We start from the raw sequence: 13045 nt of genomic DNA on the forward strand, positions 1-13045 counted from the left end.
CGTTCCGGACGCCGTAGTTCCGGATGTTGCGCACGTTTCGTCCGCTTATGGTGAGCCCGTGGCCCAGGAGACGACGCAGCAGGCACCCCCGAGCGCTCCGACCGCCCCGGCACGGGCTCTGCTGCCGTTCATCCTGCCCGCCGTCCTCGTGGGCGTGGCCGCGAGCCTCGTCTTCGTCGGGGTGAGCACGGCGGCCGAGAAGCTCCAGCACGTGCTGTGGGGGCCGCTGCCGGACGCGCTCGGCGTGGGCCGCTCCAGCGTGCTGTGGATGTTCGTCATGCTCGTGGCGACCGGGATCGCCGTCGGGCTGGTGGTGTGGAAGGTCCCCGGCCACGCCGGTCCCGACCCGGCCACTATGGGACTGGACGCCCCGGTGCTGCCGCCGGCCGTGCTGCCGGGCCTGGTGCTGGCCGCCGGGCTCATGCTGGCCGGCGGTCCGAGCCTCGGCCCGGAGAACCCCGTCATCGCGGTGAACGTCGGCCTCGCGGCCTGGCTCGGCGCGCGCTTCCTGCCCTCGGCGCCGGGCACCCTGTGGCCGGTGCTGGCGGAGGCGGCGACGATCGGCGCGCTGTTCGGCACGCCGGTGGCGGCGGCACTGGTGATCTCCGAGGCGCTGGCGGGGCGGCCGATGCGGGGCCGGCTGTGGGACAACCTGTTCGCGCCGCTGACCGCGGGCGCGTGCGGGGCGATCACGACGGCCCTGGTGGCCCATCCGACCTTCGACCTGGGCCTGCCGCCCCTGGGCCACCCGCGCGCGAAGGACCTGCTGGCGGCCCTCGTGATCGCCTCGGTGGCCGCGCTGCTCGGCATGTGCGCCGTCCACGCCTTCCCGTACGTCCACGCGGCCTTCCGGCGGCTGCGGCACCCGATGCTCATGCTTCCGGCCGGCGGGGTCGTGCTGGGGGGCCTCGCGGCCCTGGGCGGCCAGCTGACGCTGTTCAAGGGCCTGTCGGAGATCGGTCAGCTGGCCCGCGACCCGGAGGGCTGGTCGGCGGGACAGTTCGCCACGATGACGGTGGTGAAGCTGGCCGCGCTGCTCGTCGCGGCGGCCTGCGGCTTCCGGGGCGGCCGGATCTTCCCGGCGGTCTTCGTCGGCACCGCCCTGGGCCTGTGCGCCCACGCGCTGGTACCGGCCGTGCATCCCTCGCTGGGCGTGGCCACGGGCGTCCTGGGCATGCTCCTGGCGATCACCCGGCAGGGCTGGGTGAGCCTGTTCACCGCCGCCGTCCTGGTGGCCTCACCCGGCATCCTCGCCCTGCTGTGCATCGCCTCGCTGCCGGCCTGGCTGCTGGTGACGGGCCGTCCGCAGATGCAGTTGCGCGAGGACGGGACCCCGGTGCGATGACTCTCCTCACCCGGCCCTCCCTCACTCACCCCTGACACCCGTTTCTTTGGAGGCACAGCCCGATGGCCCTGCACAAAGGTCCCGAGAAGCATGAGGAGCGGACGATGTCGGTCAACCCGTTCTTCGGGGAGGCCAACCCCGTCGGCGGCATGACCGAGGCCCCGCCCACGCACCGGCTCCCGGACGCCCCGCTGCCGCCGTCCACGGCGTACCAGCTGGTGCACGACGAGCTGATGCTGGACGGCAACTCCCGGCTGAACCTGGCCACCTTCGTCACCACGTGGATGGAGCCGCAGGCCGGGGTGCTGATGGGCGAGTGCCGGGACAAGAACATGATCGACAAGGACGAGTACCCGCGCACGGCCGAACTGGAGCGGCGCTGCGTGGCGATGCTCGCGGATCTGTGGAACGCGCCGGACCCGTCGGCGGCCGTCGGCTGTTCGACGACCGGGTCGAGCGAGGCGTGCATGCTCGCCGGGATGGCCCTGAAGCGGCGCTGGACCAAGGGGAACGCCGACCGGTATCCGGGCGCGCGGCCCAATCTCGTCATGGGCGTCAACGTCCAGGTGTGCTGGGAGAAGTTCTGCACCTTCTGGGAGGTGGAGGCCCGGCTGGTCCCGATGGAGGGCGACCGCTTCCACCTGGACCCGCAGGCCGCCGTCGAGCTGTGCGACGAGAACACCATCGGCGTCGTCGGCATCCTCGGCTCGACCTTCGACGGCTCCTACGAGCCGATCGCCGACCTGTGCGCCGCCCTGGACGCCCTCCAGGAGCGGACCGGGCTCGACATCCCGGTGCACGTGGACGGCGCGTCCGGCGGGATGGTGGCGCCCTTCCTGGACGAGGACCTGGTGTGGGACTTCCGCCTGCCGCGGGTGGCGTCGATCAACACCTCCGGCCACAAGTACGGGCTGGTGTACCCGGGCGTCGGCTGGGCGCTGTGGCGGGACAAGGAGGCGCTGCCCGAGGAGCTGGTCTTCCGGGTGAACTACCTGGGCGGGGACATGCCGACCTTCGCGCTGAACTTCTCCCGGCCCGGCGCCCAGGTGGTGGCGCAGTACTACACGTTCCTGCGGCTGGGCCGGGAGGGCTACCGGGCAGTGCAGCAGTCGACGCGGGACGTGGCGACCTCGCTCGCCTCCCGGATCGAGGCGCTCGGCGACTTCCGGCTGCTCACGCGCGGGGACCAGCTTCCCGTGTTCGCGCTGACCACAGCCGGCCACGTCACGTCGTACGACGTCTTCGACGTCTCCCGGCGGCTGCGCGAGGGCGGCTGGCTGGTGCCCGCCTACACCTTCCCGGCGAACCGTGAGGACCTGTCCGTGCTGCGGATCGTGTGCCGCAACGGCTTCTCGCACGACCTGGCCGACCTGTTCCTGGACGACCTGGCACGCCTGCTGCCGGAGCTGCGCCGGCAGCCACACCCCCTGACCCGGGACAAGGATGCGGCCACGGGCTTCCACCACTAGGTCCTGTCGTCAAACTCCCGTCGTCCGCCCGGAGCGCGGCAGACGGGAGTTTGACGACAGGGCCTAGGGTCTGCCCGCGGCGGGACCGGCGCCCAGGAGGCCCTCGTCGTCCCACCGTGACGCCCCGCTGATCGGCCGGAGGATCAGTGGTCGTCCTCCGGATGCCGCTCCCCCGTCGCGTACGGGTTCTCCTGCCCCTCGGTGAGCACGCCCACGAACGGCTCGCCCTCCCCCGCGAACGTGTACGCGCCCGCCTCCAGGCGGTCGATGAGCCCCTGGGTCCAGGCCCCGTCGGCGTCGGCCGTGTGGACCCAGAGGTTCATGATCTCCCCGATGTGGCCGAGCTGCTCCGGTCCGCCCTCGGGGACGTAGTGCTCGGTGACGGCGGCCCGCCACTGCCCGATCCGGCGGACCCGTTCCCGCAGCAGCTCCAGGGCCTCGGCGCGGGGCAGCTCGACCAGGAAGCCGATCGCCGCGGACTGGATGTCCATCTTCTGGTCGTAGGCGACCAGGGACTCGCGCAGCAGCCGGAAGAACTCGTCCTCGCCCCGGTCCGTGATCTCGTACTCCACCCGCGGCGGCCCGCCGGCCGTGGACGGCGCGATCTCGTGCGCGAGCAGCAGCCCCTGCTTGGCCATCTGTTTCAGCGCGTGGTAGATCGATCCCGGCTTGGCGTTGGACCACTCGTGCGCGCCCCAGTACTCCAGATCGTTGCGGACCTGGTAGCCATGGGCCCGCCCGTGCTGGCGGACCGCGCCCAGCACGAGAAGACGGATCGCTGACATGGGGTCCAGGTTAGGACCCCGCGATCAGCCCCAGGAGCCGCCCTGTTCCAGCGCGACCAGCTCGAACGCGGTCTTCCCGTCCAGGGACTCGCGGATGATGTCGGCGTGGCCGGCGTGCCGGGCCGTCTCGCGGATCAGGTGCAGACACAGCCAGCGCAGCGACACACGGCCCTCCGGCGGGAACCACGGGTCGGGCGGCAGCGGGAAGGTGTCGTCGAGGCTGGGCGCGGAGCGGATGAACTTCTCCGTCTCGGCGGCCACCTGTTCCCAGTACGCCAGCTGCGAGGCGACCGTCTCGTCGCCGACCAGCTGGAAGGTCTCGTGCCAGTTCGACTCGTCGCGCCGCACCGCCGGCGGCTCCTGCTTCGCCCGGGCGATCCAGCTCTGCTCCACCTCGGCGACGTGCTTGAGCAGGCCGCCCAGGGACAGCTCGCTGACGCTCGGGCGGGTGCGGGCCTGCTCCTCCGTCAGCCCGAGCAGTGCCCGTCGGATCCCTCCGCGCTGTTCCTCGATGAACGCGAGCAGTGCCCCGCACTCGTCGCCGTTCGCCTCCGCCGGAACGTGCGTGACCATGGCGTGCCGCCTTTCGTCGGACCGGTTCGCCGGGGGCCGTTCCCTCCGACACCGAAGACGCTACGGGCCATTGCGGTCAGATGCTGTCCGCAATGGCCCGCGCACCGAAAGGACGCACCGAAGAGTTCGGCTGCGGCACGACAGGGGGCGCGACTAGAACGGGAACGCGCTGCGCCCGTGCTGCACCGAGATCCACTTGACCGTGGTGAACGCCTCCAGCGTGGTCTCGCCGTTGAGGCGGCCGAGGCCGGAGTGCTTCTCGCCGCCGAAGGGCACGATCGGCTCGTCGTGGACCGTGCCGTCGTTCACATGGAACATGCCGGTGTCGATCCGCTTGGCGAAGGCCACGCCCCGCTCGATGTCGGCCGTGTGGACGGCACCGCTGAGGCCGTACGGGGTGTCGTTGACGATCCGGACCGCCTCCTCCTCGCCGTCGAACGTGAGGAGGAAGACGACCGGGCCGAAGACCTCCTGCTGGAGCAGCGGGGAGCCGGCCGGGACGCCGGTCAGCACGGTCGGCTCGACCAGGTTGTTGGTCGCGGTGCCGCGCACCAGGGCGGTGGCGCCCTCGGCGAGCGCCTGCTCCACGGTGCCGGAGACGGCGCCCGCCTGCGCGGAGTTGATCACCGGGCCGATCACGGTCTCCGGGTCGCGGGGATCGCCGACCTTGAGGGTGCGGACCTTGGCGACGAACTTCTCGGTGAACTCGTCGGCCACGGACGCGTCCACGAGGACCCGGTTGGCGGCCATGCAGACCTGGCCCTGGTGCACGAACCGGCTGAAGACCGCCGCGTCCACCGCGTAGTCGATGTCGGCGTCGTCCAGCACGACCAGCGCGCTGTTGCCGCCCAGTTCGAGGACCGCGCGCTTGAAGTTCCTGGCGCAGACGGTGGCGACGTGCCGGCCGACCTTGTCCGAACCGGTGAAGGAGATGACCTTCGGGACGGGGTGCTCCAGGAACGCGTCACCGATCTCGGCGATGTCGGTGACGACGACGTTGAGCAGGCCGCCGGGCAGCCCGGCGTCCTCGAAGATCTTCGCGAGCAGGGTGCCGCCGGCGATCGGGGTGTTCTGGTGCGGCTTGAGCACCACGCCGTTGCCGAGCGCGAGGGCCGGCGCGACCGACTTCAGCGACAGCAGGAACGGGAAGTTGAAGGGGCTGATGACGCCCACGACGCCGACCGGCACGCGGTAGACGCGGTTCTCCTTGCCCTCGACCGGGGAGGGCAGGATCCGGCCCTCGGGGCGCAGCGCGAGGTGGACCGACTCGCGCAGGAACTCCTTGGCGAGGTGCAGCTCGAAGCCGGCCTTGACGCGCGTGCCGCCCAGCTCCGCGATGATCAGGTCGGCTATCTCCTGCTCGTGGTCCTCTATCAGCCTGAGGGCCCGTTCGAAGACCGCGCGCCGGGTGTAGGGGTTGGTCTCGGCCCACTGCTTCTGGGCGCGGGCGGCGGCCCGGTAGGCCTGGTCCACCTCGTCGACCGTGGCCACCGTGATCGAAGCCAGCTTCTCGTCGTCGTAGGGGTTGAAGTCGATGACGTCCCAGGAGCCGGTGCCCGGTCGCCACTCGCCGTCGATGTACTGCTGGGCCAGGTCGGTGAAGTAGGACGACATGTGATCCCTCAATCGCTAGCGGCCACAGATCCACGCCAGGTCTGATCGGACGTCATCCTACTTGTGGGTCAACCTAGTTGGGGCTCGTCAGGAGAGTTGCAGAAGACCGCGGAGGAGGTCACGGCTCTCGTCCGGTCCGGGGCTGTCCTGCTGCAGTTCCTTCAGGGCCTGCTCGTACTGGGCGACGTCCTCGCGCTTGTCCAGGTAGAGGGCGCTGGTCAGCTGTTCCAGGTAGACCACGTCGGACAGGTCGGACTCGGGGAAGCTGAGGATGGTGAAGGCGCCGCTCTCCCCGGAGTGCCCGCCGAAGCTGAACGGCATGATCTGGAGCCGTACGTTGGGCCGCTCGGAGATGTCGATCAGGTGCTGGAGCTGGCCGCGCATCACCTCGCGGTCCCCGTAGGGGCGGCGCAGGGCGGCCTCGTCCAGGACGATGTGGAACTCGGGGGCGTTGTCGGCGAACAGGTACTTCTGCCGCTCCAGGCGCAGCGCGACCCGGCGTTCGACGTCGGCGACGCTCGCGCCCTTCATGCCGCGCCGGACCACCGCGCGGGCGTACTCCTCGGTCTGCAGCAGACCGTGCACGAACTGCACCTCGTAGACGCGGATCAGCGAGGCGGCGCCCTCCAGGCCCACATAGGTGGGGAACCAGCTGGGCAGGACGTCGGTGTAACTGTGCCACCAGCCCGCCACGTTGGCCTCCCGGGCGAGGGAGAGCAGCGACTCGCGCTCCGTCTCGTCCGTGATGCCGTACAGCGTCAGCAGATCCTCGACGTCCCTCGTCTTGAAGCTCACCCGGCCCAGCTCCATCCGGCTGATCTTCGACTCCGAGGCGCGGATCGAGTACCCCGCCGCCTCGCGCGTGATGCCCCGCGCTTCCCGCAGTCGCCTGAGTTGCGAGCCGAGCAGCATCCGCCGCACCACCGATCCGGGCTCTCCCGCGCTCACTTTCGCCAGCCTCCCCAACCGTCTTCAGGGGCCGAAGTCTGCCACTAAAACACTTCGAGCAGTACTCGTCCGGTTACGGAAACGGAAAGAGCCCGCCCGTTTCCACCGGGTGCGGACCGGGAAGAGGTCCGGACCTCTGGCGGGAACCTCGTGAAGATGGCAGAAAAAATGGCCAAGAAGCGGTACGGGCGGTGCCATTTCGGTCGCGTGCACGTGCATCTGCCCTTGCATCTGCTGTGCGCATCCGAAACCATGGTGCCGCGCCACCGCTGCATCGCAACGACCGCGAATTCCCGGGAGTGCCTCGCATGGGGACGAATGGATCGACCATGCTCAAGCCGTTACGGCAGGGCCTTCCGCCGCTGGATCCCGCGGCCGTGTCCGATGCCGCCTCCTGTGCCCTGCCCGCCCGGTTCGAGGCGGTGCGCGAGGCCCGGCGCTTCACCCGGCGCACCCTGGAGCAGTGGGACGTAGGTGACCGCTTCGACGACATCTGCCTCGTCGTCTCCGAACTCGTCACCAACGCGCTGCGCCACGCGGTGCCGGGCGCGCCGCGCCGGGACGACGAGCACCCGTCCGTGCGGCTGCACCTGATGCGCTGGACCGAGCGGCTGGTGTGCGCGGTGCGCGACCCGAGTCACGAGACCCCGGTCCCGCAGGACTCGGACGACTTCTCGGCCGAGTCGGGCCGCGGGCTGTTCCTGGTCGACTCCTTCGCCGACAGCTGGGGCTGGCACCCGCTCGCGGGCACGCTCGACGGCAAGGTGGTCTGGGCGCTGTTCCGGCTGCACACGGCCGGCTGATCCGGTACGGCACCGGCGGACGCGCGGTTTCTACGCGCGTCCACCGGTCTGTGCGCAGTCCGCCCTGCCGACATCGTTGCCAGTGGCGCGGCACGAGCGGAGTGCCGACGTCAGCTCGCTATCAGATGGTCGAACTCGCCGTCCTTGACGCCCAGGAGCATCGCCTCGATCTCCGCGCGCGTGTAGACGAGCGCCGGCCCGTCCGGGAAGCGCGAGTTGCGTACGGCGACCTCACCGCCCGGCAGCCGCGCGAACTCCACGCAGGAGCCCTGCGAGTTGCTGTGCCTGCTCTTCTGCCAGGCCACTCCGTCCAGCTGCGTGGCAGCCATGCCGTTGTACACGTCGTACCCCCCGTACACGCCGTCAACGTCGCGGTCCACAGGTCGCTCCCCGAGTGGTGCACTGGCTGGTGAGGCCATAGATGCTGTAGTCAACTGACCCGGATCATAACTCTGTTCACGTGCAGATGCTTGAGCAAATGCACGTGCACGCGGAGTGGTGCCGCGGTTACAGTCTTGACGTCCGCTTTACCGAAGCTGTTCCAGCCTCTGCCCAAGAGCAGGCAGGACATGCCACTAGGAAGAGACGCGTACCGCGCCCCTCATGTTCCAGGGTCCAGGTGATCGTCCCGTCGGGCGGGTCGGCCGGATCGGCATCCGCCCAGCGGAGGGACAGCATCCGCTCGGTGTCGTAGGCCGGCACCTCCACCTCTACGACGCCCGATGAGCGGGAGTGGGGACGGGGGACGGAGGTCATCCGGTACCGGTGGCCGACCGGGAGCCGGAAATCCTCGGCGCCGGGCATCCGCCGGCGGACGACGCGGATCGTGGTCAGGTCGTCCGCGTCAGGTCCGGGTGCTGGACCGATGACTGTTCATCGTCGGGCACGCGGCCGAGGAGAGCGCCGAGGCCCTCCACCCGCTCGCACCGGAACCGCTCGTAGGGACGGAGCCAGTCCCGCACAACGGCGAGCGGAGCCGCTTCGAGGCGGTAGATGCGCTGCCGTCCGGAGCGCTGCTCGGAGACGAGGCCGGCCTCCCGGAGCACCTTGAGGTGTTCCGAGAGGCTCGGGCGGCGCATGTCGAAGTGGTCGGCCAGCGCCTGTACGGGCTGCGGCCCGCGCTCGCGCAGCAGCCGCAGCACCTCGCGGCGGGTGGCGTTGGCGAGCGCGGCGAATACGCGGTCCTCGGCGGCGGTACCCGTCCCGTTCATCGAGCGGTCAGAAGCCTTCCTTCTCCGTCAGCAGCATCAGACCGTTGCCGTCGGGGTCGGTGAAGGAGGCCATCCGCCCCCAGGGGACGTCGTCCGGCCCCTGCACCTGGGCGCCGGCCGCGGCCAGCCGGGCGCAGTCGGCGTCGACATCGGTCGTGACCAACATGATCCCCCGCGCCGAACCGGGCTCGAAACCGCCCATGCCGGGCCCGGAGAGCGTGAAGACGGTCTGGGCGCCCTGGGGGGCCACCTGGAGCCAGCGGCCCTGGGGCATCTCCCGGTCGGCGGTGACCTCGAAGCCGAGGACGTCGCGGTAGAAGCGCAGGGCGCGGTCCTGGTCGGCGACGGGGAGGGTGACGAAGGAGGCGTGCGTGATGTTCATGCGGCCGACCATAGGTAGGAAGCTCCCTACCGGTCAAGGGTAGGGAAATTCCTACGCGTCCGCTGGTCAGCGCCCGGCATACGGCAGGAGCGCCATCTCCCGCGCGTTCTTGACCGCCCGTGCCAGCAGTCGCTGCTGCTGGGCCGTGACCCGGGTGACCCGCCGGCTGCGGATCTTGCCCCGGTCCGAGATGAACTTCCGGAGGAGCTCGGTGTCCTTGTAGTCGATGTAGGTCACGCCCGCCTGGTCCAGGGGGCTGGGGCGGTCGCGGGTGGGCTTGCGGTCGTTCTTGCGCGGCATCAGGCCTCCAGCAGGGTGTCGAAGGCGGGCGGGAGCTTCTTCCAGGAGTCCCGCCCGGCGGCGTACTCGGCATCGGTGAGCAGACAGGACTCCAGCAGGTCCGCGAGTCCGTCACGGTCGAGGGCGGGCGAGGTGAACACGAGGTGATTGCAGCGGTCGCCGTGCTCCGGATGCCAGTCCAGGGCGGCCGCGGCCCGCCGCACCGGCGGCACCATCGCCCAGGCCGCGTCCGGCAGCGCGGCCAGCCAGGGCCCCGCGCTCTCCACGCACAGCGCCCCGCCGGCCGCGTCCCAGTGCAGCAGCGTGTCCGGCCTCTCGGCGAGCCAGAACCGGCCCCGGCTGCGCGCGGCGGCGCAGGTCAGATCCTCCAGCGCCGCGTACAGCCGCTCCGGATGGAAGGGCCGGTGCCGGCGCCAGACCAGGGTGGAGACACCGTGACCGTCGGCCTCCTGGGGCAGCAGCGCGCAGGCCGGGTGCTGGGCGGCCGCCGCGGCGTCCACGTCGAATCCGGCGAGGGCGGCGCGGGCGAGTGGCGCCGGGGGCTGCGCGGTTGTGCCGATCGGCGCCGGGGACTGCTCGCGTGTGCCGGCCACAGCCGGGGCCTGCGGGTCTCGGCCGGTCGGAACCGGGGACTGCGGGCGCCCGCCGATGGGGACACGGCGGGCCGTCGGGTGCAGCTGGGCGAGCAGTTCGTGGTCCTCGTCGTCGGCCTCCGGGGAGTCGGCGACGGCGAGCACCGGGGCGTACTCCAGCTGCCGGGCGAAGGTGTCGGCGACCGTGCGCCGGTCGGTGGCCGCCGCGGCGAGCCCGGCCTCGGCCAGGTCGTCGCCGTTGCCCAGGTACGGCAGCACCAGCGCCGGATCCACGGCGGTGATCACGGACGTGACGGTCAGCCCGCCGGACGCGATCACCTCGGCCATCGCCTTGGGCTCGACCGAGTCCCACAGCTCCACGATCGCGAGCCGGGTCGTACCGGCGTCGGCGAGCCGGCGCAGCTCGGGCACCAGGTCCTCGCGCAACGCGCAGCACGCGCAGTCGTTGACCAGGGGCGTCTCACCGGTGGACAGGACGCCGTGGCGGTCGCGGACCGTCCGTACGACCGTGCCGGCGGCGGCCGTCGCGAGGTCGTGGTGGAGGGCGACGCCGCCGGGGACGTCGGCGAGCAGCCGGTCGACGGCCGCCGTGCGGGCGGCGGTGTGCAGCCCGGCCACGACGGCCACCGACAGGCTCACGCCCCGCCCCGCTTTCCGTACCGGCGCTCGAAGCGCTCCACGCGCCCGGCGGTGTCCAGCACGCGCGCGGTACCGGTGTAGAAGGGGTGGCTGACGTTCGAGATCTCGACGTCGACCACCGGGTAGGCGGCACCGTCCTCCCACTCGATCGTCTTGCCGGTCTGCGCGCCGGCGAGCGTGGAGCGGGTGAGGAAGGCGTGGTTCGCGGCGCGGTCGCGGAAGACGACCGGCCCGTACTCCGGGTGGATTCCCTTGCGCATGGCGGGGTTCAGCGCTCCTCTCGGAAGTCGGCGTGCCGGCCGGCGACGGGGTCGTACTTGCGCAGCGTCATACGGTCCGGGTCGTTGCGGCGGTTCTTGCGGGTCACGTAGGTGTAGCCGGTCCCGGCGGTGGACCGGAGCCTGATCACCGGACGGAGTTCGTTGCGTGCCATGCTGCTATCTTACTGAAAATGAATTCCATTAACAGCTACGCCTGAGGAGAGCTACGTCACCGTGTCCGCACACTGCATGCTCACCGGGGCCCGGCCGGGCTTCGGCAACCGCGTCTCCCACTCCCACCGGCGCACCTCCCGCCGCTTCGACCCGAACATCCAGACCAAGCGCTACTGGCTGCCCGGCGAGGGCCGCCACGTCCGGCTGCGGCTGAGCGCGCGGGCGGTCAGGACGGTGGACGCGATCGGCGTCGAGGCGGCCGTCGCCCGCATCCGCGCCCGGGGAGTGAAGGTCTGATGGCGAAGAAGAGCAAGATCGCGAAGAACGAGCGGCGCAAGGAGATCGTCGCCCGGTACGCCGAGCGCCGCGCGGAGCTGAAGGAGATCATCCGGCGGCCCTCCACCCCCGAGGCCGAACGGGACGCCGCGCTGCGGGAACTGCGCGGGCAGCCACGGGACGCCAGCGCCACCCGCGTCCGCAACCGCGACCAGGCCGACGGCCGCCCGCGCGGCTACCTGCGCGCCTTCGGCCTGTCCCGGATCAACCTGCGCGAGTCCGCCCATCGGGGATTCCTGCCCGGCGTCCGGAAGTCCTCCTGGTAACTGCTGGTAGCTTGCGCTGCGGGCCGTCCGGCGAGGGCGGCCGGCCGCTATCGCTGAGGGAGCTTCCGGTGACTACTGCGACTGCGAGAGTGCGGGCGACGGCGCGTCGGCGGGGCGCGGGGCTGGCCGCAGGACTGGCCGGCGCGCTCGCGCTCACGGCGTGCGGCGGCGGCGGTTCCGGGGGCGAGGACGGCACCTCGGCGTCGCCCTCGTCGAGCACGACCGCGGCCCCGTCCCCGAGCGCGGACTCCCCCGCCGGCGCCTCCGCCGGGCTCCAGGGCAGCTGGATCACCACCGCCGACGGCAAGATCGTGGCCCTGGTGGTCACCGGGAAGAAGGCCGGGATCTTCGCGACCGGCGGGACCGTGTGCAGCGGGACGGCGGGCGCCGAGGACGGCATGCAGATGATCCGTCTGACCTGTGCCGGCGGGGACGACAAGGGCCGCACCACCGGCATGGTCGACTCGGTGACCGATACGACGCTGAAGGTGACCTGGGCGGGCAGGACGGGCCAGGAGACGTACACCAAGGCGGAGGGCGGGAAGCTGCCGTCGGGACTGCCGACGGCTCCGGTGCGGCAGTGAGAACGCCTTCAAAGCCTTCGAAGCCGTCGAGACACCATCTGAAGTGGTGAATCGTGCCGGGGCGCGTGATCGTGCCCCGGCCGCAGGGGCCATGATGCGGGGGAGACCGTCACCACCTCGATGGGAACCTGCTCATGCGCGCCATTCCGCTCACCGTCACCGCTCTCTCCGCCGCTCTGCTGCTGACCGCCTGCAACGACAGCGGCGGGGACAAGAACGGCAAGAGCGGCTCCGCCTGCGAGATCGGCGGGGTCTCGCTGCAGATCGGGGCGGCGAGCGTGGCCCCGGCCGCCGGGGACACCGGCGAGATCCCGGTCAGCATCACCAACCAGAGCACCCCCTGCACCCTGGACGACTTCCCGGACGTCGCACTGAGCGGCGGCGGCTCCACGGCCCGTGTGCCCGTGCTCAAGGGCGCGAAGGCCCAGAAGCTGAAGCTCGCCAAGGGCGACTCGGCGTCCTTCTCGATCAGCTACGTACGCGGCGAGGCGGGCGCCAAGAACGCCCTCGCGGCGCAGACCGTGAAGATCACCCTGCCCGGCTCGGACACCAGCCGGACCTTCCCCTGGAACTACGGCCCGGTCGCGGGCAAGGCCGACGGGAGCGGCCCGGACGCGTCCGTGAGCGCCTTCCAGCAGGTGGGCGACTGAGCGGGACGAGACGGGAGCGGGTCGGCGACCGGGTGGGGCGGCGAGGGGCAAGGTCGCGGGCCAGGCCGAGCGGCAAGGGGCGGGGTCGGCGACCAGGCCGGGCGGCACGAGGC

General features: G+C 71.4%; 18 protein-coding genes and 1 pseudogene. 7 read left to right on the top strand and 12 right to left on the bottom strand.

Annotated features, from left to right (window positions below; genetic code table 11):
- Positions 1-58 precede the first annotated feature (58 nt).
- Together AB0L21_RS13510 and AB0L21_RS13515 are read left to right on the top strand one after the other, a co-directional pair.
- A complete protein-coding gene (locus AB0L21_RS13510; protein WP_365784001.1) occupies positions 59-1345 on the top strand; it encodes an ion channel protein in 1287 nt (428 codons plus the stop codon).
- Between the two features lie 62 nt (positions 1346-1407).
- Positions 1408-2814 carry a glutamate decarboxylase gene (locus AB0L21_RS13515; protein WP_365784003.1) on the top strand — a complete coding sequence of 469 codons (1407 nt, stop codon included), beginning with the start codon at positions 1408-1410 and terminating at the stop codon, positions 2812-2814.
- A gap of 143 nt (positions 2815-2957) precedes the next feature.
- On the opposite strand, the gene AB0L21_RS13520 is transcribed toward AB0L21_RS13515, so the two are convergent.
- The 4 genes from AB0L21_RS13520 to AB0L21_RS13535 form a co-directional block, all read right to left on the bottom strand.
- Positions 2958-3599, bottom strand: a complete 642-nt coding sequence (locus tag AB0L21_RS13520; protein ID WP_365699199.1) for a PadR family transcriptional regulator — start codon at positions 3597-3599, stop codon at positions 2958-2960.
- A 24-nt stretch (positions 3600-3623) separates the two neighbouring features.
- Positions 3624-4172, bottom strand: a complete 549-nt coding sequence (locus AB0L21_RS13525; RefSeq protein ID WP_365784005.1) for a DinB family protein — start codon at positions 4170-4172, stop codon at positions 3624-3626.
- A 153-nt stretch (positions 4173-4325) separates the two neighbouring features.
- Positions 4326-5786, bottom strand: coding sequence for an aldehyde dehydrogenase family protein (locus AB0L21_RS13530; RefSeq protein ID WP_365699197.1), 1461 nt, complete (start codon positions 5784-5786; stop codon positions 4326-4328).
- Positions 5787-5873: 87 nt separating this feature from the next.
- Complete coding sequence (locus AB0L21_RS13535) at positions 5874-6698, bottom strand: helix-turn-helix transcriptional regulator (protein WP_365784133.1); 825 nt, start codon at positions 6696-6698, stop codon at positions 5874-5876.
- A 344-nt stretch (positions 6699-7042) separates the two neighbouring features.
- Here AB0L21_RS13535 and AB0L21_RS13540 point away from each other — a divergent pair, with 344 nt between their 5' ends.
- Positions 7043-7537, top strand: coding sequence for an ATP-binding protein (locus tag AB0L21_RS13540; RefSeq protein ID WP_365699196.1), 495 nt, complete (start codon positions 7043-7045; stop codon positions 7535-7537).
- A gap of 110 nt (positions 7538-7647) precedes the next feature.
- Here AB0L21_RS13540 and AB0L21_RS13545 read toward each other — a convergent pair whose 3' ends face one another.
- The 8 genes and pseudogenes from AB0L21_RS13545 to rpmG form a co-directional block, all read right to left on the bottom strand.
- The gene (locus tag AB0L21_RS13545; protein WP_048910258.1) at positions 7648-7866 is read right to left on the bottom strand and encodes a DUF397 domain-containing protein; all 219 of its coding nucleotides are present in this window, start codon (positions 7864-7866) and stop codon (positions 7648-7650) included.
- A gap of 244 nt (positions 7867-8110) precedes the next feature.
- Positions 8111-8371: pseudogene (locus AB0L21_RS13550) on the bottom strand (SRPBCC domain-containing protein); the annotation flags it as partial.
- The gene (locus tag AB0L21_RS13555) at positions 8368-8748 is read right to left on the bottom strand and encodes a metalloregulator ArsR/SmtB family transcription factor (RefSeq protein ID WP_365784007.1); all 381 of its coding nucleotides are present in this window, start codon (positions 8746-8748) and stop codon (positions 8368-8370) included. The gene AB0L21_RS13555 and the pseudogene AB0L21_RS13550, both read right to left, overlap by 4 nt.
- Positions 8749-8755: 7 nt before the next feature.
- Positions 8756-9130, bottom strand: a complete 375-nt coding sequence (locus tag AB0L21_RS13560; protein WP_365699194.1) for a VOC family protein — start codon at positions 9128-9130, stop codon at positions 8756-8758.
- Positions 9131-9196: 66 nt separating this feature from the next.
- Positions 9197-9430, bottom strand: a complete 234-nt coding sequence (gene rpsR, locus AB0L21_RS13565) for a 30S ribosomal protein S18 (RefSeq protein WP_365699193.1) — start codon at positions 9428-9430, stop codon at positions 9197-9199.
- Entirely contained in the window at positions 9430-10662 is a 1233-nt protein-coding gene (locus tag AB0L21_RS13570) for a GTP-binding protein (protein WP_365699192.1), read from the bottom strand. Before AB0L21_RS13570 ends, rpsR begins: the two co-directional genes overlap by 1 nt.
- A complete protein-coding gene (locus tag AB0L21_RS13575) occupies positions 10659-10922 on the bottom strand; it encodes a type B 50S ribosomal protein L31 (RefSeq protein WP_365784009.1) in 264 nt (87 codons plus the stop codon). Before AB0L21_RS13575 ends, AB0L21_RS13570 begins: the two co-directional genes overlap by 4 nt.
- Before the next feature lie 8 nt (positions 10923-10930).
- Positions 10931-11095, bottom strand: coding sequence for a 50S ribosomal protein L33 (gene rpmG / locus AB0L21_RS13580; RefSeq protein ID WP_053656360.1), 165 nt, complete (start codon positions 11093-11095; stop codon positions 10931-10933).
- Between the two features lie 61 nt (positions 11096-11156).
- Between rpmG and rpmB the strand changes: the two genes are divergently transcribed.
- From rpmB to AB0L21_RS13600, 4 genes are all read left to right on the top strand, one after another.
- Positions 11157-11393 carry a 50S ribosomal protein L28 gene (gene rpmB / locus AB0L21_RS13585; protein ID WP_030981885.1) on the top strand — a complete coding sequence of 79 codons (237 nt, stop codon included), beginning with the start codon at positions 11157-11159 and terminating at the stop codon, positions 11391-11393.
- Complete coding sequence (rpsN, locus tag AB0L21_RS13590; protein WP_365699190.1) at positions 11393-11698, top strand: 30S ribosomal protein S14; 306 nt, start codon at positions 11393-11395, stop codon at positions 11696-11698. Before rpmB ends, rpsN begins: the two co-directional genes overlap by 1 nt.
- 122 nt (positions 11699-11820) lie before the next feature.
- Entirely contained in the window at positions 11821-12282 is a 462-nt protein-coding gene (locus AB0L21_RS13595) for a hypothetical protein (protein WP_365784135.1), read from the top strand.
- 134 nt (positions 12283-12416) lie between these two features.
- Positions 12417-12932: a DUF4232 domain-containing protein gene (locus AB0L21_RS13600; RefSeq protein ID WP_365784011.1), complete on the top strand. Its 516-nt coding sequence runs from the start codon at positions 12417-12419 to the stop codon at positions 12930-12932.
- Positions 12933-13045 lie beyond the last annotated feature (113 nt).

Source organism: Streptomyces sp. NPDC052721 (assembly GCF_040678315.1).
GTDB lineage: Bacteria > Actinomycetota > Actinomycetes > Streptomycetales > Streptomycetaceae > Streptomyces.

Bases quoted from the DNA above. Each gene is read 5' to 3' on its own strand.
- AB0L21_RS13515 (WP_365784003.1), top strand. From the start codon at position 1,408: ATGGCCCTGCACAAAGGTCCCGAGAAGCATGAGGAGCGGACGATGTCG.
- AB0L21_RS13520 (WP_365699199.1), bottom strand. From the start codon at position 3,599: ATGTCAGCGATCCGTCTTCTCGTGCTGGGCGCGGTCCGCCAGCACGGG.
- AB0L21_RS13525 (WP_365784005.1), bottom strand. From the start codon at position 4,172: ATGGTCACGCACGTTCCGGCGGAGGCGAACGGCGACGAGTGCGGGGCA.
- AB0L21_RS13530 (WP_365699197.1), bottom strand. From the start codon at position 5,786: ATGTCGTCCTACTTCACCGACCTGGCCCAGCAGTACATCGACGGCGAG.
- AB0L21_RS13535 (WP_365784133.1), bottom strand. From the start codon at position 6,698: ATGCTGCTCGGCTCGCAACTCAGGCGACTGCGGGAAGCGCGGGGCATC.
- AB0L21_RS13540 (WP_365699196.1), top strand. From the start codon at position 7,043: ATGGGGACGAATGGATCGACCATGCTCAAGCCGTTACGGCAGGGCCTT.
- AB0L21_RS13545 (WP_048910258.1), bottom strand. From the start codon at position 7,866: ATGGCTGCCACGCAGCTGGACGGAGTGGCCTGGCAGAAGAGCAGGCAC.
- AB0L21_RS13555 (WP_365784007.1), bottom strand. From the start codon at position 8,748: ATGAACGGGACGGGTACCGCCGCCGAGGACCGCGTATTCGCCGCGCTC.
- AB0L21_RS13560 (WP_365699194.1), bottom strand. From the start codon at position 9,130: ATGAACATCACGCACGCCTCCTTCGTCACCCTCCCCGTCGCCGACCAG.
- rpsR (WP_365699193.1), bottom strand. From the start codon at position 9,430: ATGCCGCGCAAGAACGACCGCAAGCCCACCCGCGACCGCCCCAGCCCC.
- AB0L21_RS13575 (WP_365784009.1), bottom strand. From the start codon at position 10,922: ATGCGCAAGGGAATCCACCCGGAGTACGGGCCGGTCGTCTTCCGCGAC.
- rpmG (WP_053656360.1), bottom strand. From the start codon at position 11,095: ATGGCACGCAACGAACTCCGTCCGGTGATCAGGCTCCGGTCCACCGCC.
- rpsN (WP_365699190.1), top strand. From the start codon at position 11,393: ATGGCGAAGAAGAGCAAGATCGCGAAGAACGAGCGGCGCAAGGAGATC.
- AB0L21_RS13600 (WP_365784011.1), top strand. From the start codon at position 12,417: ATGCGCGCCATTCCGCTCACCGTCACCGCTCTCTCCGCCGCTCTGCTG.